Origin of the sequence: Planosporangium mesophilum, assembly GCF_016863255.1 — a bacterium.
GTDB classification, from domain to species: domain Bacteria; phylum Actinomycetota; class Actinomycetes; order Mycobacteriales; family Micromonosporaceae; genus Planosporangium; species Planosporangium mesophilum.
The window spans coordinates 1-20,843 of sequence record NZ_BOON01000039.1; the positions used below are offsets into that span (position 1 = coordinate 1).

Genomic DNA, 20,843 nt, shown 5'->3' on the forward strand with positions numbered 1-20,843 from the left:
TGGCTGGCGGTGGTGACAGACACGGTGACCTCTTCGTGGCGACTGTTGATCCGGTTGCACCCCGGTCGACCTGCCGGTACGGCCGGGCAGGAGTAACAGTCGGTTGCCTGGGGTGTATGAACCGGTCACGAAGAGTTGCGATGTGGTTGCCGTGAGAACCGCCACGACGGGTTGTCCTCAACTCTGCGGGAAGCTGCCGATCCCACCTGTTCCGATCGGCCGTAGCCGATGCCGGGGCGGTTCGTCGCCGACCGGTGGCGGGCCGGGTGCGAGAAAGTTGCCGCCACGCCGTCCCGATCCCACGAAAGTCCTCAGGCCCCCGGCCAACCTGCCGACGTGTCGGGTACCAGGCGCGCTGAGAGGAGCGGGCCGACGGCGGAAGGGCGACGAGGATGGGCCTGGCGGACCTGTCGAGCATCCTGTGGCGGGAGCGCGAGATGCTCGAACTGCTTCTCTTCAAGCTGGAAGAGGAGCAGCTGGTGCTTGCCGCGGGCCGCACTCGCTGGCTGGCGCATGCGACCCGGGAGGTCGAGATGGTTCTCGACCAGATCCGCAGCACCGAGGTCCTGCGCGCGGCCGAGGTCGCGGCCATCGGCGTCGAACTGGGCCTCGGGCCCAACCCGAGCCTCGCGCAGCTGTCCGACCTGGTCGAGGCGCCGTGGTCGGACCTGCTCCGGGACCACCGCAAGACCTTCCTGGCGCTCACCGCCGAGATCAGCGCACTGGCCGAGGCCAATCGGGACCTGCTGACCACCGGCCAGCGCGCCGTCCGCGAGACCATGCTGGCCGTCGCCGGCTCGGTCGAGACCTATGGCCGCCGCGGCGAGACCGTCGGGGCCGCGCCACGAGCCCGACTGATAGATGAGGCAATGTAGATGAGTACCTTTTCCGGCCTGTCTGGCGCCCTCAGCTCGCTGTACGCCCAGCGGCGCGGGATGGACGTCACCGGGCAGAACATCGCGAACGCGAACACCGAGGGGTACTCGCGGCAGCGCATCGACATGCAGGCGGTGGGCGGCTCAGCGGTTCCCGCGATGTACTCGGTCTCCGACGGCACGAGCGGCGGCGTGACCGTCTCCGCCGTGGCGCGGGTACAGGACACGTTCCTGGAGACGCGCGGGCGGATCGAGCACGCGCAGAACAGCTACCTCGCAGACCAGAACCTCGTCTACACCAAGGTGCAGCAGGCGTTCGGTGCGCTGAGCACGACCGGCCTGCAGACGCAGATGTCCGAGATGTGGTCGTCCTGGCACGACCTCGCCAACCATCCGGGTGACGGGGCCACGCGCGCCCAGGTGCTCGCCCGCTCGGCGACGGTCGCCGACACCCTGCACATGACCCACGACGCGCTCGGTTCGCTGTTCACGACGAGCCGGGAGCAGCTGGACGCGATCGCCACGGACATCAACAGCACCGCGGCGCAGGTGGCTCAGCTCAACCAGGCGGTCGTCCGGGGTACCCAGGCCGGCCTCCCGGTCAACGAGCTCGCCGACCAGCGCGACCGGCTGGTCATGCACCTGACGGAGCTGACCGGTGCGACCGCGCAGCTGCGCGAGAACGGCTCGCTGGACGTTACCCTCGGCGGGTCCGGTCTGGTCAACGGCGACGTGGCGCGCCAGCTGACGGTGGGCGGCGCGCGCCGTCTCGAGGACGTGGCGGGCGCTCCGGTGACGCTGACCTGGACCGACAACAACGCGCAGGTGATCGTGCCGAGCGGCCAGGTCGCGTCGTCGCTGGAGGCGCTGAACAGCATCATCCCCGACTACTCCGCCCGGCTCGACGGCGTGGCGAAGACGCTCGCCGACACGGTCAACGCGCTGCACGTCGGGCCGCCCGCCGGCACCGCCCAGGCATACGACCGAAGCGGCGCAGCCGGCGGCGCGTTCTTCGGCGCGCCCAGCGGCGCCACGGTGACCGCCTCGAACATCAGCGTCCTGATCACCGACCCGAACAAGGTCGCGGCCTCCGGGACGACCGCCACCGGGGGAACGCTGGACGGCACCAACGCCGACCTCATCGCGGGCATCGGCGTCTCCGTCGGCAGCCCGGACAAGGCGTTCCGCAACCTGGTTTCCAACCTCGGCGTCGCCGCCCAGCGGGCCGACCGGCGGGCGGCCGTGCAGGACACCCTCACCAAGGACGTGGACTCGTCCCGGCAGGCGCAGGCCGGCGTCAACCTCGACGAGGAGATGACCAACCTGATCGCGTACCAGCGGGCCTACCAGGCCGCGTCGAAGGTGATCAGCACGCTCGACTCCACGTTCGACTCACTCATCAACATGGTCCGAGGCTGAAGGTAGATCATGACCGCGTACCGCGTCACCGAACGTTCCATCTCCACCAACATCCTCGTCGGGCTGCAGGGCAACCTGAAGCGACTGGGTGACATCCAGCAGCAGCTCGCCAGCGGTAAGCAGCTCTCGCAGCCGTCGGACTCGCCGACCGGCACCGTCGCCGCGCTGCAGTACCGCGGTGAGATCGCCACCACCAAGCAGTACTCGCGTAACGCCGACGACGCCCTGGGCTGGCTCGGCACGATCGACACCTCGGTGAGCAGCGTCATCTCACAGGTCCAGCGCACCCGCGAGCTGGTGCTGACCGGCATGTCCAACGGCGTCGGCGGGTCGTCGGACGCCCGCGCCGCGCTCGCCGCGGAGGTCGACCAGCTCCGCGCTTCGACGATCGGGATCGCCAACACCCGGTACCTCGACCGCCCGGTCTTCGGCGGCACCACCGCCGGCGGCACCGCGTTCAACTCGGCCGGCGCCTACGTCGGTGACACCGGCGTCGTTCAGCGCACCATCGGCGACAACGCCAAGGTTTCGGTGGGCACGCCGGGGACGGACTTCTTCGGTACCGGCTCCAACCAGCTCTTCGCGGTGCTCTCGGACATCTCCACGCACCTCACCACCAATCCCAGCGCACTCAGCACCGACCTGGACCGGCTCGACAAGGCGATGCAGACACTGCAGACGGCCCAGTCCACGGTGGGGGCCCGATACAACCAGGTGACGCAGATGCAGCAGGCCGCAAACAATCGGATCGACGACCTGACGGCTCAGCTGTCGGACGTCGAGGACATCGACCTGCCCAAGACGATCAGCGACATGGCCCTGCAACAGGCCGCCTACCAGGCCGCGCTCGGTGCCGCCGCCAAGGTCGTCCAGCCGTCCCTCGTTGACTTCCTGCGATAACGCGACCAGAGGAGACTCATGACCGCTCAAGTACTCGACGTCATCGCCCCCGTCGACGCCGCCGAACCGCCCGTTCTCGAGTTCGTCACCCCGCTGCCCGGCTTCCCGGACGAGCACCGCTTCGTCCTGGTCGCGGTGGACGACGCCGGGATGCTGTACTCGCTCAGGTCGGTGGACCGCCCGGAGCTGCGGTTTCTCGTGGCGCCACCGGCTCCGTTCTTCCCGGACTACTCGGTCGACGTCGACGATGCGTCGCTGGCGAAGCTCGGCTGGCCCGACCCGGAGGAGTTGCTGGTCCTGCTGGTGATCAACGCCGGCGACCGCCCCGGTGACGCCAGCGCCAACCTGATGGCGCCGATCGTGGTCGACCAGCGCAGCCTCCGCGCCGTGCAGGTGATCCTCGGCCGTACGGGACTTCCCGTGCGCGCGCCACTCTTTATCGGATAAATCGGGTATTGTGCTCTCACCGGGCCTACCGGTCATCTGAAGGAGGAGCGTGTGCTCGTTCTGACCCGCCGTCCCGGTGAGAGCGTCATGATCGGCGACGACGTCGTCATCACCGTCCTCGACGTGCGGGGCGACGTCGTACGCCTCGGCATCAAGGCACCGCGCAGCGTCCAGGTGCACCGCGAAGAGGTGTACCTGGAACTGCAGAAGGTGAACCAGGAGGCGGCGTCGCCCAGCGACGTCGCCGTGGAGGCGCTCAGCCGGATGCTCAGACCCGACGGTGAGAAGCCGCCGGCGTCGGGCGACGGTTCCTAGGCGGGAGCGGCGGGTGGACGCCGGTGGCCGGTGCCAGCCCGCTCCTGCCCTCCGCAGCCGGATTGCCGGCCGGGCCGTGGTCCGCAGGCGCGTCGACGGCCGGGCCGCCCAACTGCGCGGACAACCAGTCGAGCGCCGCCGGCGTCATCGCCTTCCAGGCCGCGCCCGTGTGGCCGCCGTCGGGTACCACCGCGGTGGTCAGCTTCAGCGGTGACCGCGCCGCCGCCGCCATCGCCTGGAGTTGGGCGAAGCCCTTCACGTCGTCGCGGGCGCAGGCGAGGTACAGCGCGAGCGCTGGTACCGGCAGGTTCTCGATCCGCCACAACGGGCTGTTCTCATCCCGCAGGCGGCTGTCGCCCCGGTACAGGTCCCCGGTCGTACCGTCGGTGATGGCGGTGAAGTAGCCGGCCATGCTGACCGCCGCCGCGTACCGGTCGGGGTGGCGCAGCGCCAGGTTTGCCGCGCAGAACCCGCCGGTCGAGAAGCCGATCAGGCCCCAGCCGGCCCTGTCGGTACGGACCCGGAAATGCGCGCCGATGTAGTCCTGCACGTCCAGGCTCAGGTACGTGGCGAACTGCGCCCCGCCGGCCGCGTCCACGCACTCGCTGTCCCGGGTGGGGCTGGCGTGCTGTACCGGGAAGACGACGACGGTGGGCGGCATCCGTCCGGCCTTGATCTCCCGCTCCACGACCTCGCGCGGATCGGCCACGTCGAACCAGGTCTGCGGGGTACCCGGGAAGCCGGCGAACGCCTCGAGTACCGGCAGCCGCGCGGTCGACGAGTCGTACGAGGGTGGCAGGTACACGTACGCGGGCAGTTCGATGCCGCTGCGGCGGCCGGTGATCGTCACCGTCACCAGCCGGCCGGCCGACGAACCGCCACCCGCGGTTTCGAAGACCGGCTGGGGGTCGGCAGGCGCGCGGTTGTCCCCGGCGAACTGCCCCCATGCGGTGTACATGTGCAGCTTGCGGTTGACCGCCACCCCCGCCACGGAGAACGCCGTCACCACACAGCACAGCAGCGCGAGGAACCGGGTCGGCCAGCGCCACCAGCCGCGCGCCCGCTCCCATCCCAACCCGGTCGCGACGGCGAGGGTGACGGCGAGAACGACCGTCGTCACCTGCAGGGACAGGCTGGTCGGGCTCATCGGGCACCTCCGGGGACCGGTGCGGTCGGATCGACCAGGGGCGGCGCGAGCGGCGGCGGGGTGTGCTGGCCGACCCAGCGCAGCGCGGCCGTCAGCCGGGTGGTGGCGTGAGGGGCGGCGGTGGAGACCAGCCCGGCCCCGGGCGGTGCCGCCGCGACGACGACCACGTTCAGGCCGACCGGCAGGTGCCGGACGCGATCGAGGAGCGGACCGGCCGGTCCGCGGTCACCGTCGTTGACCAGGGCGGCCGTCTGGTACCTCGGCGCGCGCAGCAGATCCAGCGCGAGCGGCTGGGCCGGGCCCACCCCGGTCACCGCCCAGTTGCCGGGCTGGACCCGCAGGTCGCGGTCGAGCTGTTCGGGCAGGGACGTCGAGAGTACGGGCAGCGCGCCGGCCGGGTCGTCCAGCCGGACGAACACCACGACGGCGGACCCGCCGGACCGGGCGGTCTGCAGTACCCGGTGGTCGTCCCAGCCCGCCGCCGGTGGCCCGGCGTGCCGCGGCGCGACCACCACGATGACCGGGAACCGGGCCGCGCTGTCGCGGAAGTACGCCGCCGGCACAGCGACGACCGGCGGGGTCGGTAACCGCCAGTCGGGCGCCTGGGCCGGCTTCCAGGCGAACGCCAGGCCGTTGTCGTGGCCCTGGGTGGCCTGGCCGTGCAGCCACTCCTCGAGCCCGGCGCTGGGCGCCGTGGCGGTCTTCTCGACGGTGCGGACGCCGCCCACGAGTACCGACCAGGAGGGGTAGATCTCGAGGGCCCGGTTGGCGCCGATCGCGACGGTGGTGACGGCCACGGCCTCGGTGAGCAGCAGCGCGAGCGGGCGCAGGACCGCCCGGACGACCAGCCGGTGCCGCCCGAACCGCCACCACAGCAGACCGGTCGCCACGCCGAGGAGCAGCGTCAGGACGACGCCGGTGACCAGCAGCGGCAAGCCGGTGAGCGCCACGTCCGCGATTTCCCTTCCCGATGCACGGTCCGAAGGCCCAGGGTACGACCGAGGGGCGGCCTAGCCTCGTGCGGTCGGTCACCCGTTGGGGGCGGACCTCCCTGGCCGAACGGCTCTCTTCGTGGTCGTGGAAAACTTTTCGGCGTTCGGCCCTACCGCTCGCGGATGTCCCGGAAGGGGCGGCCGTCGGGCGGTGCGTGCCAGCCCAGGGACACGCCGCCACAGGCACCGACGCTGAGGACGACGAGGCTGCCGGCCAGGTCGAAGCAGAGCCCGGTGGGTCTCAGCCCATTTGTGACGCCCTCGAAGGCGCCCTTGTCGTTGAGCGTCCACTGCTGCCCGGGGCCCGGCGGCGAGGTACACGGTTGGAAGGTGACGTTGCTTCCCGCCTGGCCGGCCGTCAGGCACATGCCGGGCGAGCCGTCCAGTCTGATGGTGAGGTCCTCGTTGTACGAGAACGTCTGCCTGGCGTTGCCCGCGGCGCAGTTTGCCATTCGCAACAGAGCACCGGGCCCCGGGGCGTTGGATGGGGCAGCCATGCACTGGGCGTTGTTGAGGACGCTGACATCGATCAGGCCACCGGAGTCGCTGTTCCGGTGAGGCGTCTCGAACATGTACGTGGCCTCCAGGGTCCGGCTGCGGCCCTGGTCGGTCCCTTGCGACTTGACCAGCGCGTAGGCGACGGAGACGGAGCTGTCCCTGGTCTTGCACCAGTCGTTCTGCTGGATCCAGGCGTCGTCGTGCCGCCGCGGATCGTCGGGGAGGTAGCGGATGGTCGCGCTGTAGGTGGCCGTGCTCCCGGGCCCCACGCTGCCCGAGACGGGGGAGCAGGGCAGCCCGTTGGGCTTGTTGAAGACCACGAGGTCGATGCCGATGCCGAGCAGGCCGACACCGATGAGGCTGCACCCGCCGACCGTGATGAGGCCGAGCAGGTTGATGATGGGCTTGCACTCGGTACGCTCGGGGACGTCGCGGATCTGCCCGAGCGCGGCCTGCAGGCCGGCGTGGGCCGCGTTGAGCGCGTTGACCCGCCGGGTGTCGAACCGGGTGGCGTTGACCTGGGTGACCACCATCGGCAGCAGCAGAGCGGCCAGCGACACCCCGACCAGTGTCAACAGCAGGGCCATGGGGAGCGAGCCCCGGTCATCGCCCCGCCGGAATCGGATCCTCATGTCACGGCCTCCCCTCGCCGCATACGTCCTCCGGATGCGGGGTCACGGTGTTCACCGCGGTGAACGTGATGTCCGACTCCGTCTTCTTGCCCCCCTGGCTGGCCACGAGGCGTAGCCGCAGGCGGTCGTACGGGGAGCCGGAGATCGGATCCAACGCGAACGGCGGCTGGTTGGCGTCCGCGCCCACCCCCGACGCGATCGGGCGCCACGTGGTCGCCTGGGCCGGCGACTCCTGCGGCCAGGTACGCATCTGGAGCTGCTGCGCCGCCGTGTTCAGGCGCAACTGGGTACAGGTCCGGCTGCCCGGACTCGTGGTCAGGTACTCGACGTAGTAACCGGCGCCGGTCGACCCCGGCCTGCTGATGGCGGTCGCGTACCGGATCTCGTCGTCCAGCCGGATGAAGACGGTGTTGAGCTGGGACGCGGCCGTGGACAGCGACTCGGTGTGGTTGGCCGAGCGGTACAGCTGCACGATACCGACGGTGAAGATGGCCATCAGAAACGACATGATCGACATCGAGACGACGACCTCGATCAGCGTGATGCCGCTGTCGTCCGTCCCGCGATATCCGGCGGTCCCACGACCGCGCCGGCCGGTCACGGCGTCCCCGGGTAGAGAGGCTCCCCGGCCGCGGTGCTGACCAGCGTCGCCGTGGTGTACGAGCACTCGCGGCCCTTGCAGTGGCTGTCAGCCCACGTCACGGCGATGATGGCGCGGAAGAACTCGACCTCGTCGGTCGAGTTGTTGCCGCAGGTGCCGTTGTTCGCGGCCTGCCAGCATTTCATCAGGTACCAGTACCGCTGGTACGTGACGCCGTTGACCTGCGGCGAGTCCGAGAGCGGCAACAGGCGCGGCTTGGTGTTCGTCGGGGCGTCCCACCTCCGATTGAGGGGCAGGGTGAGTCCGGCGTTCGGATTGCTGCACGTGGTGGCGGTGCACTGGCCGCGACCGTTCCCCAGTTCGTTGCCCTTGATGGCGCGTACCCGCTCGCTGCCGTCGGCGGCGAGCTGGACCGCGACCTGCATCGCGCGCTGTTGGTTGGTGACCGCGGTGGTCCTGATGAAGAACGCGGTCAGCGCCGTCATCACGACGCTGAGTACCGCGACCGACACCATCACCTCGATCAGGGTGAAGCCCTCCTCCCTGAGGGGACGGCGCGTCACGATCAGCCTCCCGCCGGCGGGGCGACGAAGATCTGCAGGCTGAGCCCGAGCTCGACCGCGCCGCCCTGGTCCTTGGCCGCCAGGTTCGCGTTGCCGATCAGGACCGCCCGGCGCTGCTCCTGCTGGAGCTGGGTCAGGAACCGCTCCACGTTCGCGACGGCGCCCGTCACCGTGAGCGTGACCGGCAGCGAGTACACCTTCGTGTTGGCGGCGGTGAGCTGCGTGGCGGCGCCGACCGAGAGCAGCTTCACGGACACGCCCGTGCCGTCGCCGGCGCTCTGCACCCCGCGCAGGAAGTCCGGCAGGTCCGACTCGGTGGGCAGCGCCGCGCGGTCGGTCTCCAACCGCGCCCGGTACTGCGGCAGGTCATCGTTCTGCTTGCGCAGTTCGCTCAGCCGCCGCTGCAGGACGGCCGCGCGGGTCTGGGCGGTCGCGGTCTCGTCCTGGAGGCCGGCCGTGCGGGCGTACTGCGGGCTGATGAGGAAGAACCAGCCCATGGCGAGCAGTGCGACGGCGCACAGCACGCCGCCGAGCGCCCACAGCCGGTTGACGGATCGGGTTCGCATCATCGCCCCTTCGACGCGCTGGGGGAGGGGGTGGTGTAGCGGCCACCGAGGGCGGCGGCGGTGATGTCCACCCGCAGCGTGAAGGTGACCCCTTTACCGTTCTCGGTCACCGTCTCCAGCATCGGGTTGCCCAGACCATGGACCTTCGCCAGGGCGTCGACGTACCCGGCCACCGCCGGCTTGCCCGGGGCGGAGCCGTTGAGGGTCAGGCTGCCGATCAGCTTCTGGCCCGACGTGTCGGGCAGCCGGGGCGTGCCGGCCGACGACCCGGAGGTCGTGGTCAGACCGCCGATCACCGACGTGACCTGTACCCCGGCCGGAGCCGCGCCGCGCAGGGACGACAGCAGTTGCGCCCATTGGAGGTCGTTGGCGAGCAGGGCGGAGAGCTGACCGCCGATCGCCTTCGACTCGTTCTGCGCTTTGATCAGCTCGCCGAAGGGCCGCTGCTGGCGGGTCAGCCGGTCGACGTCGCCCTGGGCGCCGCCCAGCTCGCCGCGGGCCAGCGAGGTCTGGTAGGTCGCCACCCCGAACCACCCTCCCAACAGGACGGTGAACAGGGCGACGGCGGAGATCACGATCCGCCGGACCACCCGGCCGCGGCGGGCCTCGACGATCTCCGGCGGCAGCAGGTCGGCCGCGATGGTCAGCATCCGGGGCGCGCGTTCGCCGGCCGCCGGTGGCTCGGGGGGCAGCACGGTCGTGGCCATCAGGCTGCTCCCAACGCGAGGCCGATCGAGACGGCGGCCGAGGAACGGGACGGTTCGACGGCGTCCTTGCGGGACCGGCGCCAGCCGCCGAGCCGGATCGTCGGGTCCGCGGGTACGACGTCGACGCCGAGTTGGGTGGCGAGGGTCTCGGACAGCCCGGGCAGCAGGCAGCCACCGCCGGACAGGGCCAGCCGGGTGACCCGCGCTTGCCGGTCGCCGGTGCTCAGGTACGCGAACGAGCTGCGGATCTCGTTGACGATCGGCCAGACGGCTTCCCGGATGACCTCCGCCGTACCGGGGTCGACGTCACTGCGCAGGCCGACGTGGCACTTGATCGACTCCGCTTCGGGTACGGCCACCCCGAGCCGTCCGGCGACGTGCTCGGTGATCTCGGCGCCGCCGCGGGGGATCGTACGGACGATCAGCGGCTCGCCGTCGGCGTGGATCACCACGCTGGTCGCCTGGGCGCCGATGTCGACGATCGCCTCGACCTGGCCGTCGGTCCGCGACACCGCCCGCAGCAGCGCGAACGAGGCGAGGTCCACCGAGACGACGTGCAGGCCGGCCCGCTCGATCGCGGACACCACCGTCACCACGGCGTCCTTGGGTGCGGCTATCAGCAGTCCACGCACGGTCTCGCTGCGGCCCGGCTCCTCCAGTGGGTGGAAGTCGAGCAGCGAGCGCTCAACCGGCAGCGGCAGCGAGTCGCGGACCTGGAACGGCAGCGAGGCGCGCAGTTCCCGTTCGGGCAGGTTCGCCACCGACAGTTCGCGGACCACGACCTGAGGGTTGGTCACGCCGAGGACGACCTTGCGGCTGCGGAACTTGGTGCTGGACCACAGTTGCTTGAGCGCGAGCGTGACGGCCTTGTCGTCCTGCACGATGCCGCCCCGCACCGCGCCCTGCGGCAGCGGGGTCTGGCCGAACTTCGTGACGACCGGACCGTCCTTGCCGCGACCGGTCTCGACGGCACGGATCGACATCGATCCGATGTCGAGTCCTATCGGGGCTGTGGCGGCCATGGATGCTCCTTGGTTGGGTGTCAGACGGTCGGGACGAGCAGGGAGCCGTACCAGTGCCCGACGGGACCGGCGGCGAAGACGGCGAGCAGGGCGCCGGCGAGCATGGCCGGGCCGAACGGCATGGCGGTCTTGGCGCCCGCCCGGCGGGTGACCAGGAGCGCCGCGCCGGCCAGTCCGCCGAGCAGGAAGCCGGCGAACGCGCCGACCAGTACCGAGCTCCAGCCGAGCCAGCCGAGGTAGAGGCCGAGCAGGCCGGCCAGCTTCACGTCACCGAAGCCCATCCCGCCCGGGTACAGGAACGCGATCGCGAAGTAGAACGCCCACAGGGCGGCCATGCCGATCAGGCCACGGACGGCCGCGGACCAGTCCTGGTTCGCCACCACCGTGGGTACCAGCAGCAGCGCGCCGACGAGGTACGACGGCAGCACGATCGCGTCCGGCAGGCGCCGCACGTCGAGGTCGATCATCGCCAGGGCGACCGCGACCGCCGCCAGGTACAGGTACGCGGGCAGGACCAGGCTCGGCCCGAACCGCGCGGTCACCGCGACGAACAGCGCCGCGGTGCAGAGCTCGACCAGCGGGTACCGGGCGGCGATGCGCTGCCGGCAGGCGGCGCACCGGCCGCGCAGGGCCAGCCAGCTCAGGACCGGTACGTTGTGCCGGGCTCTGATGGCTGTCTGGCAGTGCGGGCAGTGCGAGCCGGGCCGCAGCAGCGACTCGGCCCGCGGCACCCGGTGGATCACCACGTTGAGGAAAGAGCCCACGGCGAGGCCCAGCACGCCCGCGATCGCGAGCAGGGCTGTCGTCATGGGCTTCTCCTTCAGGTCCGGAGTGGACGGTGTGGCGGCACGCCCCGTGACGCGCCGCCACACCGACTCGATCAGCTACCGCTGCCGCTTGCCAGGCAGGCGGTGATGTCGCCGGCGAACTCCTTCACGGAGCCACCCTGAAGGCTGTTGTAGATGTAGACCTTGCCGCCGCTCGAGGTACCGCAGAGGACGTAGCTGGAGCCGTTGTTCTTGTACTTGAGCGTGTTGCCCGAGGACACGGGCGCCTTCTGGTCGGTGGTGCCGAGGCTGAGGGGTGCGTCGTTGGTCCCACCGGTCACGGCGCTGTCGACCGGGTACTTGTTGCCGTTCTCGGTGTAGTACTGCTCGATGGCCGAGACGGCGCCGCGCACGTCGGACTGGGCGGTCTTGTTCGCCGCGCCCTTGGTGTAGTTCAGGTACAGCGGGATCGCGATGGCGACCAGCACGCCGATGATGACGACGACCACGAGCAGTTCGATGAGGGTGAAGCCGCGGTCGTCGGTCGCACGCTTCTCCCGCATCCGGCGGAGCGTTTCCTGCATGGTGAGCCTCCTATGACTCCGAAAGGGATGGAACGGGAGCCGGGCCGGCGGCCCGACGCGTGACCCGGTGGACGCACCGGTCACTGTGGACGGCGCTTTCACTGCGCCCCCTGGATGTTCTGGTAGATCGTGAACATCGGCAGGTACAGGCAGACGACCATCGAGCCGACGACGGTCCCCATGACGACGACCATGATCGGTTCGATGGACGCGGTCAGGGACTCGGCGGCGCTGTCGACCTCGCGGTCGTAGAAGTCGGCGACCTTGTCGAGCATCTGGCTGAGCTGGCCGCTCTCCTCGCCGACCTCGATCATCTGGGTGACCATCCGCGGGAAGACGGGGTGCCGGCCCAGCGACGCGGACATCGGCTGGCCGTCGCGTACCGAGGACTGCAGGTCGGCCATGGCCGCGGTGATGACGGCGTTGCCGGTCGTCGCGCCGACGACGTCGAGGGCCTGCATCATCGGTACCCCGACGCCGAGCAGCGTGCCGAGGTTGCGGGCGAACCGGCTGACCGCGATCTTGGTGAAGAGCGGGCCGAACACCGGCATCCGCAGCTTCAGCCGGTCGAAGGCCAGCCGCACCGTGGGGCGGGTCCGCAGCGCCCGCCGCAGCGCGACGACGCCGACCACGGCGACGGCCAGCAGGAGCGGCCCGGACCAGACGAGGCTGTGGCTGGCGGTGACCAGGATGCGGGTCGGGAGGGGAAGTTCGCCTCCCAGCTTGCTGAACATCCCCTCGAAGATCGGGACGATGAAGACCAGGACACCGGTGATCATCAGCGCGGTGAACGCGAGGACGATCACCGGGTACGTGAGCGCGCTCTTGATCTTGCCGCGGAGCGTGGCGTCCTTCTCGAACGTGACGGCGAGGCGCTCGAGGGCGCTGTCGAGGAAGCCGCCGGTCTCGCCGGCGCGGATCATCGCCACCATCAGCGTGGGGAAGACGGTGTCGTGGCGGGCCATGGCCGCGGACAGCGAGACGCCGCTCTCGATGTCCGCGCGGACCTCGCCGACCGCCTTCTTCAGCGACGCCTTCGCCGCCTGGTCCTCCAGGACCGCGAGCGCGCGCAGCAGCGACATCCCGGACGCCGTCATGGTGGCGAACTGGCGGGCGAAGACGGCGAGGTCCTTGAGCGTGGTACGGCCGCTCAGGCCGGGGATCGACAGCTCCCGGTGCAGCAGCGATCCCGCCGACGAGACCGACACCGGTACCAGGCCCTGCTGGCGCAGGAGCTGGACGGCGGCCGCCTCGCTGGCGGCCTCCACCTTGCCCCTGCTGCGCTTCCCGGTGAGGTCGACGCTCTCGTAGTCGAAGGTCTGGGTGCTCGGCATCGCGATCACATCCGCCTGGCGAGGCGCTTGAACTCGTCCACCGAGTGGCACAGTTCGAGCGCGTGCTCGTACGAGACGATCTGCTGGCGGACCCGCTCGGCCAGGTGCTGGTCGAACGAGAGCATCCCCTCGTTGGCGCCCGACTGCATGAACGACGGGATCTGGTGGGTCTTGCCCTCGCGGATGAGACTGCGGATCGCCGGGGTGACGAACATGATCTCGGTGACGATCGCCCGGCCCATGCCGTCGGCCCGCGGGCAGAGCGCCTGCGTCACCACGCCCTGCAACGCCGTGGACAGCTGCGATCGGATCTGCGGCTGCTGGTGCGGCGGGAAGATGTCGATGATCCGGTCGATCGTCTGCGCCGCGCTCTGCGTGTGCATGGTCGCGAGTACGAGGTGGCCGGTCTCGGCCGCCGCGATCGCGGTGGCGGTCGTCTCCAGGTCGCGCAGCTCGCCGACCAGGATGATGTCCGGGTCCTGACGGAGCGCGTGCTTGAGCGCCGCCCCGAACGTCATCGTGTCCGCCCCGACCTCGCGCTGGTTGACGATGCAGCCGCGGTGCGAGTGCAGGAACTCGATCGGGTCCTCGATGGTGACGATGTGCGCCGACCGGCTGCGGTTGGCCAGGTCGAGCAGGGACGCCAGGGTGGTGGTCTTGCCCGAGCCGGTGGGGCCGGTCACCAGTACCAGGCCGCGCGGCAGGCCGGCGAACCTGGCCACCGACTCCGGTACGCCCAGCTCGTCGAGGGCCTTGATCTCGTGCGGGATGGCGCGGAAGACCGCGCCGTGCGAGCCGCGCTGGAGGTACAGGTTCGCGCGGAACCGCGACACCCGTTCGATGCTGTACGCCACGTCCAGCTCGTGGTCGCGCTCGAACTGGCGCCAGTGCTCGTCGCCCACGGCGGCCCGGGCCAGCGCCCAGGTGTCGACCGGGCTCATTCGGTCGTAGCCCGGTAGGGCGTACAGGCGGCCGTTGAGCCGGATCGTCGGCGGCGCGCCCACGGTCAGGTGCAGGTCGGAGCCTTGCGCCTGGACCAGGGCCACGAGCATGGCGTCCAGCGAGTCCCGGGCCCGGGCAAGGTCGACCGGCGGGGCCGTATGGTCGGGCGACTGCGCTGTCTCCACCGAGAGCCTCCTTCGCCGTTCGGGTGTCCGCTACAGGTCTGTCAAGAGTTCGGCAGGGTGTGGCTCTGGTTTAGGAAGGGTTCGCGGGAAACTGCACGAAATGCAGCTCGACGGGCGGCAGGGCGCTCAGACCGCGACGCGCAGGACCTCCGCCAGGGAGGTCTGACCGTCGGCCGCCTTGGCCAGGCCGTCCACCCGCAGCTCGCGCATGCCCTGGGCCATCGCCACCCGCTGGAGGTCGTGCGCTGACGCGCGCCGGATGGTCAGCTCCTCGATCTCCTCGGTCATGGCCATGACCTCGTGCAGCGCGATCCGCCCCCGGTAACCCGTACCCGCACACGAGCGGCACCCGGCGGGCTTCCAGAGCGCGGCCGGCGCCGGCAGCAGGTCGACGGGCCATCGCGCGGCCGCGAGTTCCGCTTCGGTGGGGGAGTACTCCCGCTTGCACCAGTCGCACAGCCGTCGCGCGAGCCGCTGCGCCAGGACGCAGTCGATGGACGAGCCGACCAGGAACGGTTCGATGCCCATCTCGACCAGTCGGGTCACCGCGCTGGGCGCGTCGTTGGTGTGCAGCGTGGAGAGGACGAGGTGACCGGTGAGCGCCGCCTCGACGGCCAACTGGGCGGTGACGCGGTCGCGGATCTCGCCGATCAGTACCACGTCCGGGTCGGAGCGCAGGATCGCCGGGAGCACCGCGGCGAACGTCAGGCCGGCCTTGTGGTCGACCTGCACCTGGTTCACGCCGGCCAGCCGGTACTCGACCGGGTCCTCGACGGTGATGATGTTGACCGTCGGCTTGCTGATCTCCGCCAGGGTCGCGTAGAGCGTGGTGGACTTGCCGGAGCCGGTCGGCCCGGTGACCAGGAGCATGCCGTGCGGCTTGGTGAACGACGCCGCGTACCGCTGGTGGTTGGCGTCCGTGAATCCCAGGGAGTCCAGCGCGAGGTTGATCCCGCTGGTGTCCAGGACCCGCAGGACGACCTTCTCGCCCCATACCGTCGGCAGCGTCGCGGTACGCAGGTCGACCGAGCGGTGGTTGACCTCGACCGTCATCCGGCCGTTCTGCGGTACCCGGCGCTCGGTGATGTCGATGTTCGACATGATCTTGATCCGGGAGACCAGCGCCGACTGTACGTGCCTGGGCACGGTGTCCACCTCGTGCAGGACGCCGTCGATGCGGCAGCGCACCCGCATGTCGTGCTCGGTCGGTTCGAGGTGCAGGTCGGACGCGCGGCTGACGATCGCCTGCTCGATCATCGAGTTCACGTACCGCACGATCGGCGCGTCGTCGTTGGCCGAGGTCAGCGCGGCCGCGGCCGGCGCCTGCTCGGTGCGCAGGCTGTCGGCGATGTCGGCGAGGTCGTTCTCCTCGCGGCGCAGCCGGTCGATGATTTTGCGCAGCTCGGTACGGGCCACCACGACCGGCCGTACCGTCAGCCCGGTCGCCGCGCGCACGTCGTCGAGGGCCACGACGTCGCCGGGGTCGGTGATGCCCACGACGATCTCGTGGTCGTTCATGGACAGACCGAGGACCCGGTGCCGCAGGACGAGCGCCAGCGGGATCTTCGCCATCGCGGCCGACTCGATCGGGTAACCGACCAGGTCGACGAACTTGATCCCGTCCGCGTCCGCGGACGCCTCGGTGAGCTGCGTCTCGGTGACGATGTGGTCGTTGATGAGAACGGCGCGGATGGACCGCCCGGTACGGGTCGCCTCCTCGGCCGCCCGCTCGAGCGCGCGCGGATCGGCGCCCCGGCGGGCCAGGGCGTCGAGGAGGGGACGGAACGTCTGGTACATGGGACCGGTGCGCGCCTACGCCGCGTCGGACGTCGGCAGCAGGCCCTGGTTGACCGCGACCATCAGCGCCTGGGCCCGGTTGTTGACGCGCAGCTTGCTGTACAGCCGCGACACGTACGTCTTGACCGTCGCCTCGGAGACCTGCAACTGGAGGGCGATCGCGGGCAGGCTGGTGCCGTCGCGCATGAGCAGGAGCACCTGGCGCTCGCGCGGGCTGAGCAGGCTGCTCTGCGCCTGCCGCCGGGTGAGCGCGGTCTGCAGCCCGGGCGCGGTGAACGAGGTGGGGGCCGCCGCGGCGTGCCGGAGCGCGGTCAGCACCGCCGACACCGGCGACGACTTCGTCACGTACGCCGACAGGCCGGCGTCCAGCGCGCGGTACAGCAGCGCGTCGTCGTTGGACGCGGTGAGCAGCACGATGCCCAGGTCCGGGCGTTTCGCCCGGAGCTTGCTGGCGGTCGTGATGCCGTCGCCGCCGGGCAGGACGAGTTCGAGCGTGACGACGTGCGGATTGGTCTCCTCGACCACGCGCTCGGCCTCGGCGGCGCTCGCCGCCTCGCCTACCAGCGCGATGTCCGACGAGCCGGCCAGGACGCTGGCGAGGCCAAGGCGTAACAGCACGTGTTCGTCGACGGCTACCAGCCTGATGCTGCTCATCGGTCCTCCATGACGGGTCCTCTCGTGCCCGCGATACACGAGGGCTCAGCCAGGTTGGCAGTGCAGTCCGGTGGGGACCGGAGCCGAAAGGGTGCGATCCGGTAGCGGACATTCCGGGCGGGATGAACCGGTGGGCGCGGCCGGCCCCGGACAGCGAACGGGACGCGGCCCGCCGGGCCCGGTGACCTGTGGCACCCTCACCTGATGCCGATCGACCACCATCTGCTCGCGGTCTTCACCGTCACCACGATCATCGCCATGGTCACTCCCGGGCCGGACATGCTGTTCGTCCTGGGGTGCGGGATGCGGGGCGGTCCGCGCGCGGGTCTGCTCGCCACGGCCGGGGTGGCGACGAGCGAGGCGGTCCACATCGCCGTGGCGGCGGCGGGACTGGTCGCCCTCTTCGCGGCGGTGCCGATCGCCTTCACGGTGGTACGGGTCGTCGGCGCCGCCTACCTGATCTACCTGGGCGTCCAGATGATCCGTCACCGCAAGGCCGATCCGGACGAGGTGCCGGCGGCAGGCGGTGGGGTTTCCTGCCGCCGGGCGTACCTCAACGGATTGCTGACCAACCTGCTGAACCCGAAGATGGTCACCTTCACGATCGCCTTCCTGCCCCAGTTCATCAACCCGCAGCTGGGCCGGGTCTGGGTACAGTTCGCGATCCTCGGCACCATCATGATCGCTTTGGAGTTCCTCGTCGACGGTACGGTCGGCGTGCTCGCGGGACGGATCGGCGGATGGCTGCGCCGCCGCCGGGCCGTACGTCGTCGGGTCGACGTCGCGACCGGCGGCATCTTCATCGGGCTCGGAGTGCGGCTCGCCGCCGAGCGCTGAGGTGCCGCTCCGCCGAGCTTGACGAGCGGGATCCCTAGCGGCGCGTGGCGGCCAGGACGCCCAGCGGCGCACCCGCCTTCTGCATGAATCCGACGGGGTCGACGGCGTTGGCGCGGGTGGCGTAGCCGGGGCCGACATGCACCTCGAAGTGCAGGTGGGGACCGCTCGAGTTACCGGACGTACCCACGTACCCGATGGTCTGTCCCATCGCGACCTGCTGGCCCTCGCTGACGAGCGGCTTGCGGACCAGGTGGCAGTACCGGGTGATCACCTGGTTCGCGTGCTGGATCTCCATGTACCAGCCGCAACCGCGCACGCTCGGGCTGCCGTCGACGTCACAGGTCGACCCCGACGTGTTGCACTCCACCGTGACGACCCGGCCCGCGCTCGCCGCGACGATCGGGGTGTTGCGGGGCTGCATGATGTCCACGCCGTCGTGGGTGGGATTGGACACCGGACGGAACAGCTGGACGGGACTGCCGGGCACCGGGATCACCCAACCGCTGTTGCTCGGGTTGGGCTGCGGGACCGTCGCGGCAGGACAGGAAGGGAGCCAGGGCCGCCGGATGTACGCGTTGGAGACGTAGTTGCCGTTGCCGGTACGGTCCCACACGTTCGTCGAGCGGACGTCACCGTTGATCCACGGGCCGGTGGTCTGGCAGGTGAGGATGACCCTGTTTCCGGTACGCAGTTGGGTGGCCACGCGCGCCGACGTGCTCGGGGCGACGCGGACGTTCAGCGGAACACCGCCGCTGAAGACCGTACCGATGGTCGTGGTGGCGGCCGCTGCGGTGGCGTTGCCGCCGACCGCCGCCGCTGCCGCGGCGCCCGCGGCGATGACCACCGCGCACAGGACCCGTGTGAGTGGTCGAGCCATGACTTCCTCCCCGAGAACGGCGCGCGGTCGGTTGACCACGCGTCCTTTCGAGGCTCGGCGGCGACGGAGGCCAGCCGGGTGCCGCGGGGATGCGGGGAGGTTGCGGTGTAATCCCTGTCGGCGCGTCGGGGGACAGGGGCCCCGGGATGTGGTGCGCGGTTACGGTCGGATCGGCAGATCGACCGTCAGCTCCACGCCGGGTTCCCGTACCGCGATCGCCAGGCCGCCACCGTGCCGGCTGGCGATCGCCCGGGCGAGCATCACGGCCAGCGCGCCGGTGCGGCGTTCGTTGACGGCGTCCGGGTGCGGCAGTCGGGTGGAGAGCAGCCGCTCGGCGGTGGCGGTGTCGGCGGCCGACGTCCTCACGGTCACCCGCCACCCGTCGGCCTTCGGCTCAGCGGAGCCGGCAGGCTCGACGCAGCCGGTCGTCTCGGCATGGACGACCGGCCCGGCGGAGACGACGACCTCGGCGCCGGGTGAGCTGCCGACGACCAGGACCCCGATCGCCGTGTCCAGGAGCTGGGCCAGCAGCCCACCGTCGCCGGTCAGCTCGGGCCCGTCGTGCAGGTCGAGCCGCAGGTCCACGTGCCGGCTCTCGCTGGCCCCGGCGGCGGCGCGGACGAGGGCGGGTACCCCCACCGTGGACTCCTCGAGGACCAGCTCCCCGGACTCCAGCTTGGCCAGCAGGATGAGGTCGGCGACGAGGCCGAGCATCCGATCGGTGTTGCGCCGGATCGCCGTCATGGCGGCCGTCCGCTCGTCGGCCGACAGCGTCTCCGCGTCCTCCTCCAGGAGGGTGGCGAACGTGTTGATCGAGGTCAGCGGCGTACGCAGCTCGTGCGAGACGACCCCGACGAACTCGGTCTTCAGCGTCGCCAGGTCGGACAGGATCCTGGCCCGCTCCTCCAGTCCGCGGCGTATCTCGGCCTGAGCGGTGATGTCCCGGAAGACCCACAGGAACCCGAGCGTCGAGCCGTCCAACATGATCGGTACGTAGTCGCGCTCGAGGACCCGCCCGTCGATCAGCGGGATCTCCTCACCGCGCAGCGCCCGCCCGCGGCGGATCGCGGCCTCGGTACGCCGCTCCACGTCCTCGGCGTCGGCGTACAGGGCGGCCAGCGGCGAACTGCTGGCCCCGCCGCCGGTGCCGCGTAGCCGCTCGGGGGTGACACCGAGCGAGAACATCTCGACGAAGGCGGCGTTGGCGAGCACGACACGCCTCTGCTCGTCCTGGAGCAGGATCGCGACGTTGAGCGACTCGATGAGCGTCATCAGCCGGGCGGCCTCGACCTGCGCCTGCCGCTCCGCGGCCCGGGCGCGGGTGATGTCGGTGACGTACAGCGCGGTCCCGTGCACGGCGGGGTGTGCCAGCAGGTTACGGGCCAGCAGGGAGACGGCCCGCCAGGAGCCGTCGGCGTTGACCCGCAGCTCGACCGCGTCGTCCAGGCCCTCGTGGACCGCGCGCCCCAACGCCGCCCGGGCCTTCTGGAGGTCGGCCGGGTGGACGATGTCGACGAGCTGGTCGGACAGGGTCCGGCCGTCGCCGGAGAACACGCCGCCGGCGTCCGAGGAGTGCCAGGTCGGTACCCCGTCGTCGTCGAGCACGGCGACGATGATCGGGGACTGCTCGACGAGCGCGCGGTAGAAGTCCGCGCGCAGGTGCAGCTCCGCCGGTACGGACGCGGGCCGGCGCAGTGGCCGGAGGCGCCCGGCGAAGGCGGGGCGTCCCTCGTGCACGGTCCGGTTGATGAACAGTTCGACCGGGATCTCGGTACCGTCATGGCACCGCGCGGGAACCTCGAACCGGTTGGCCAGCAACGGAGCCTGGCCGGTCTCCCGGTAGCGACGCAGGCCGGCCTCGTGCGCGGCGCGCAGCCGGGCCGGGATGAGGACCTCGCTCATCGGCCGGCCCAGTACCTCTTCGGGGTGATGCCCGAGGAGTTGTCGCGCCGCGTCGTTGAAGTCGACGACGACGCCGTCGATGTCCATGACGACGCAGGCGGTCCGAGGCCGCCGGGCGGTATCTCCGGCGGGCGGTTGCGCGGTGTCTGGAGCTGGCCGTGCCGTGGCCGCGTTCGTCACGGGGGAGTCGCCTTCCCCCGACGCGCGCGCAACCAAGCTCAGCCTCCGACAAAATCATGACATCTAGTACTAAAGTCAAACTTTAGCGCATAACGACTCA

The 20,843-nt window shown here is 70.7% G+C and carries 22 protein-coding genes; 6 read left to right on the plus strand and 16 right to left on the minus strand.

The window, feature by feature from the left end:
- Positions 1-392 precede the first annotated feature (392 nt).
- From flgN to csrA, 5 genes are read left to right on the plus strand one after another with little or no spacing between them, the layout of a single operon-like run.
- On the plus strand, positions 393-875 hold the full coding sequence (gene flgN, locus Pme01_RS20420) for a flagellar export chaperone FlgN (protein ID WP_168117059.1): 483 nt from the start codon (positions 393-395) through the stop codon (positions 873-875).
- Positions 876-2,294: a flagellar hook-associated protein FlgK gene (gene flgK / locus Pme01_RS20425; RefSeq protein ID WP_168117058.1), complete on the plus strand. Its 1,419-nt coding sequence runs from the start codon at positions 876-878 to the stop codon at positions 2,292-2,294. It begins immediately after the preceding gene.
- Between the two features lie 9 nt (positions 2,295-2,303).
- Positions 2,304-3,194, plus strand: a complete 891-nt coding sequence (flgL, locus tag Pme01_RS20430; protein WP_168117057.1) for a flagellar hook-associated protein FlgL — start codon at positions 2,304-2,306, stop codon at positions 3,192-3,194.
- A gap of 18 nt (positions 3,195-3,212) precedes the next feature.
- Complete coding sequence (fliW, locus tag Pme01_RS20435; RefSeq protein WP_168117056.1) at positions 3,213-3,641, plus strand: flagellar assembly protein FliW; 429 nt, start codon at positions 3,213-3,215, stop codon at positions 3,639-3,641.
- 51 nt (positions 3,642-3,692) lie between these two features.
- On the plus strand, positions 3,693-3,956 hold the full coding sequence (csrA, locus tag Pme01_RS20440; protein WP_168117055.1) for a carbon storage regulator CsrA: 264 nt from the start codon (positions 3,693-3,695) through the stop codon (positions 3,954-3,956).
- On the opposite strand, the gene Pme01_RS20445 is transcribed toward csrA, so the two are convergent.
- The 14 genes from Pme01_RS20445 to Pme01_RS20510 form a co-directional block, all read right to left on the minus strand.
- Positions 3,910-5,103: an alpha/beta hydrolase gene (locus tag Pme01_RS20445; RefSeq protein ID WP_168117054.1), complete on the minus strand. Its 1,194-nt coding sequence runs from the start codon at positions 5,101-5,103 to the stop codon at positions 3,910-3,912. The genes csrA and Pme01_RS20445 overlap by 47 nt on opposite strands.
- Positions 5,100-6,053: a hypothetical protein gene (locus tag Pme01_RS20450; protein WP_168117053.1), complete on the minus strand. Its 954-nt coding sequence runs from the start codon at positions 6,051-6,053 to the stop codon at positions 5,100-5,102. The genes Pme01_RS20445 and Pme01_RS20450 overlap by 4 nt, the downstream gene beginning before the upstream one ends.
- Before the next feature lie 152 nt (positions 6,054-6,205).
- Positions 6,206-7,225, minus strand: coding sequence for a ricin-type beta-trefoil lectin domain protein (locus tag Pme01_RS20455; protein WP_168117052.1), 1,020 nt, complete (start codon positions 7,223-7,225; stop codon positions 6,206-6,208).
- A 1-nt stretch (position 7,226) separates the two neighbouring features.
- Positions 7,227-7,826 (minus strand): prepilin-type N-terminal cleavage/methylation domain-containing protein, encoded by a 600-nt coding sequence (locus Pme01_RS20460; RefSeq protein ID WP_168117051.1) that lies wholly within the window; start codon positions 7,824-7,826, stop codon positions 7,227-7,229.
- Positions 7,823-8,389 (minus strand): type IV pilus modification PilV family protein, encoded by a 567-nt coding sequence (locus tag Pme01_RS20465; protein WP_168117050.1) that lies wholly within the window; start codon positions 8,387-8,389, stop codon positions 7,823-7,825. Before Pme01_RS20465 ends, Pme01_RS20460 begins: the two co-directional genes overlap by 4 nt.
- Positions 8,390-8,391: 2 nt before the next feature.
- A complete protein-coding gene (locus Pme01_RS20470; RefSeq protein ID WP_168117049.1) occupies positions 8,392-8,955 on the minus strand; it encodes a type IV pilus inner membrane component PilO in 564 nt (187 codons plus the stop codon).
- The gene (locus Pme01_RS20475) at positions 8,955-9,662 is read right to left on the minus strand and encodes a PilN family protein (protein ID WP_168117048.1); all 708 of its coding nucleotides are present in this window, start codon (positions 9,660-9,662) and stop codon (positions 8,955-8,957) included. Before Pme01_RS20475 ends, Pme01_RS20470 begins: the two co-directional genes overlap by 1 nt.
- The gene (gene pilM, locus Pme01_RS20480) at positions 9,662-10,684 is read right to left on the minus strand and encodes a type IV pilus assembly protein PilM (protein WP_168117047.1); all 1,023 of its coding nucleotides are present in this window, start codon (positions 10,682-10,684) and stop codon (positions 9,662-9,664) included. Before pilM ends, Pme01_RS20475 begins: the two co-directional genes overlap by 1 nt.
- Before the next feature lie 20 nt (positions 10,685-10,704).
- A complete protein-coding gene (locus Pme01_RS20485) occupies positions 10,705-11,493 on the minus strand; it encodes a prepilin peptidase (RefSeq protein ID WP_168117046.1) in 789 nt (262 codons plus the stop codon).
- Between the two features lie 71 nt (positions 11,494-11,564).
- Complete coding sequence (locus Pme01_RS31675; RefSeq protein WP_168117045.1) at positions 11,565-12,035, minus strand: prepilin-type N-terminal cleavage/methylation domain-containing protein; 471 nt, start codon at positions 12,033-12,035, stop codon at positions 11,565-11,567.
- Positions 12,036-12,133: 98 nt separating this feature from the next.
- Entirely contained in the window at positions 12,134-13,369 is a 1,236-nt protein-coding gene (locus tag Pme01_RS20495; RefSeq protein WP_168117044.1) for a type II secretion system F family protein, read from the minus strand.
- Between the two features lie 5 nt (positions 13,370-13,374).
- The gene (locus Pme01_RS20500; protein ID WP_239088359.1) at positions 13,375-14,496 is read right to left on the minus strand and encodes a type IV pilus twitching motility protein PilT; all 1,122 of its coding nucleotides are present in this window, start codon (positions 14,494-14,496) and stop codon (positions 13,375-13,377) included.
- Between the two features lie 126 nt (positions 14,497-14,622).
- Positions 14,623-16,293 (minus strand): GspE/PulE family protein, encoded by a 1,671-nt coding sequence (locus Pme01_RS20505; protein ID WP_168117043.1) that lies wholly within the window; start codon positions 16,291-16,293, stop codon positions 14,623-14,625.
- Between the two features lie 15 nt (positions 16,294-16,308).
- The gene (locus Pme01_RS20510; RefSeq protein WP_168117042.1) at positions 16,309-16,947 is read right to left on the minus strand and encodes a response regulator; all 639 of its coding nucleotides are present in this window, start codon (positions 16,945-16,947) and stop codon (positions 16,309-16,311) included.
- A gap of 204 nt (positions 16,948-17,151) precedes the next feature.
- Here Pme01_RS20510 and Pme01_RS20515 point away from each other — a divergent pair, with 204 nt between their 5' ends.
- Positions 17,152-17,784 (plus strand): LysE family translocator, encoded by a 633-nt coding sequence (locus Pme01_RS20515; RefSeq protein ID WP_168117041.1) that lies wholly within the window; start codon positions 17,152-17,154, stop codon positions 17,782-17,784.
- Positions 17,785-17,818: 34 nt separating this feature from the next.
- Here the strand turns inward: Pme01_RS20515 and Pme01_RS20520 are convergent, their stop codons facing one another.
- Positions 17,819-18,661, minus strand: a complete 843-nt coding sequence (locus tag Pme01_RS20520; protein WP_168117040.1) for a peptidoglycan DD-metalloendopeptidase family protein — start codon at positions 18,659-18,661, stop codon at positions 17,819-17,821.
- 159 nt (positions 18,662-18,820) lie between these two features.
- Positions 18,821-20,743: a PAS domain S-box protein gene (locus Pme01_RS20525; protein ID WP_275408546.1), complete on the minus strand. Its 1,923-nt coding sequence runs from the start codon at positions 20,741-20,743 to the stop codon at positions 18,821-18,823.
- Positions 20,744-20,843 lie beyond the last annotated feature (100 nt).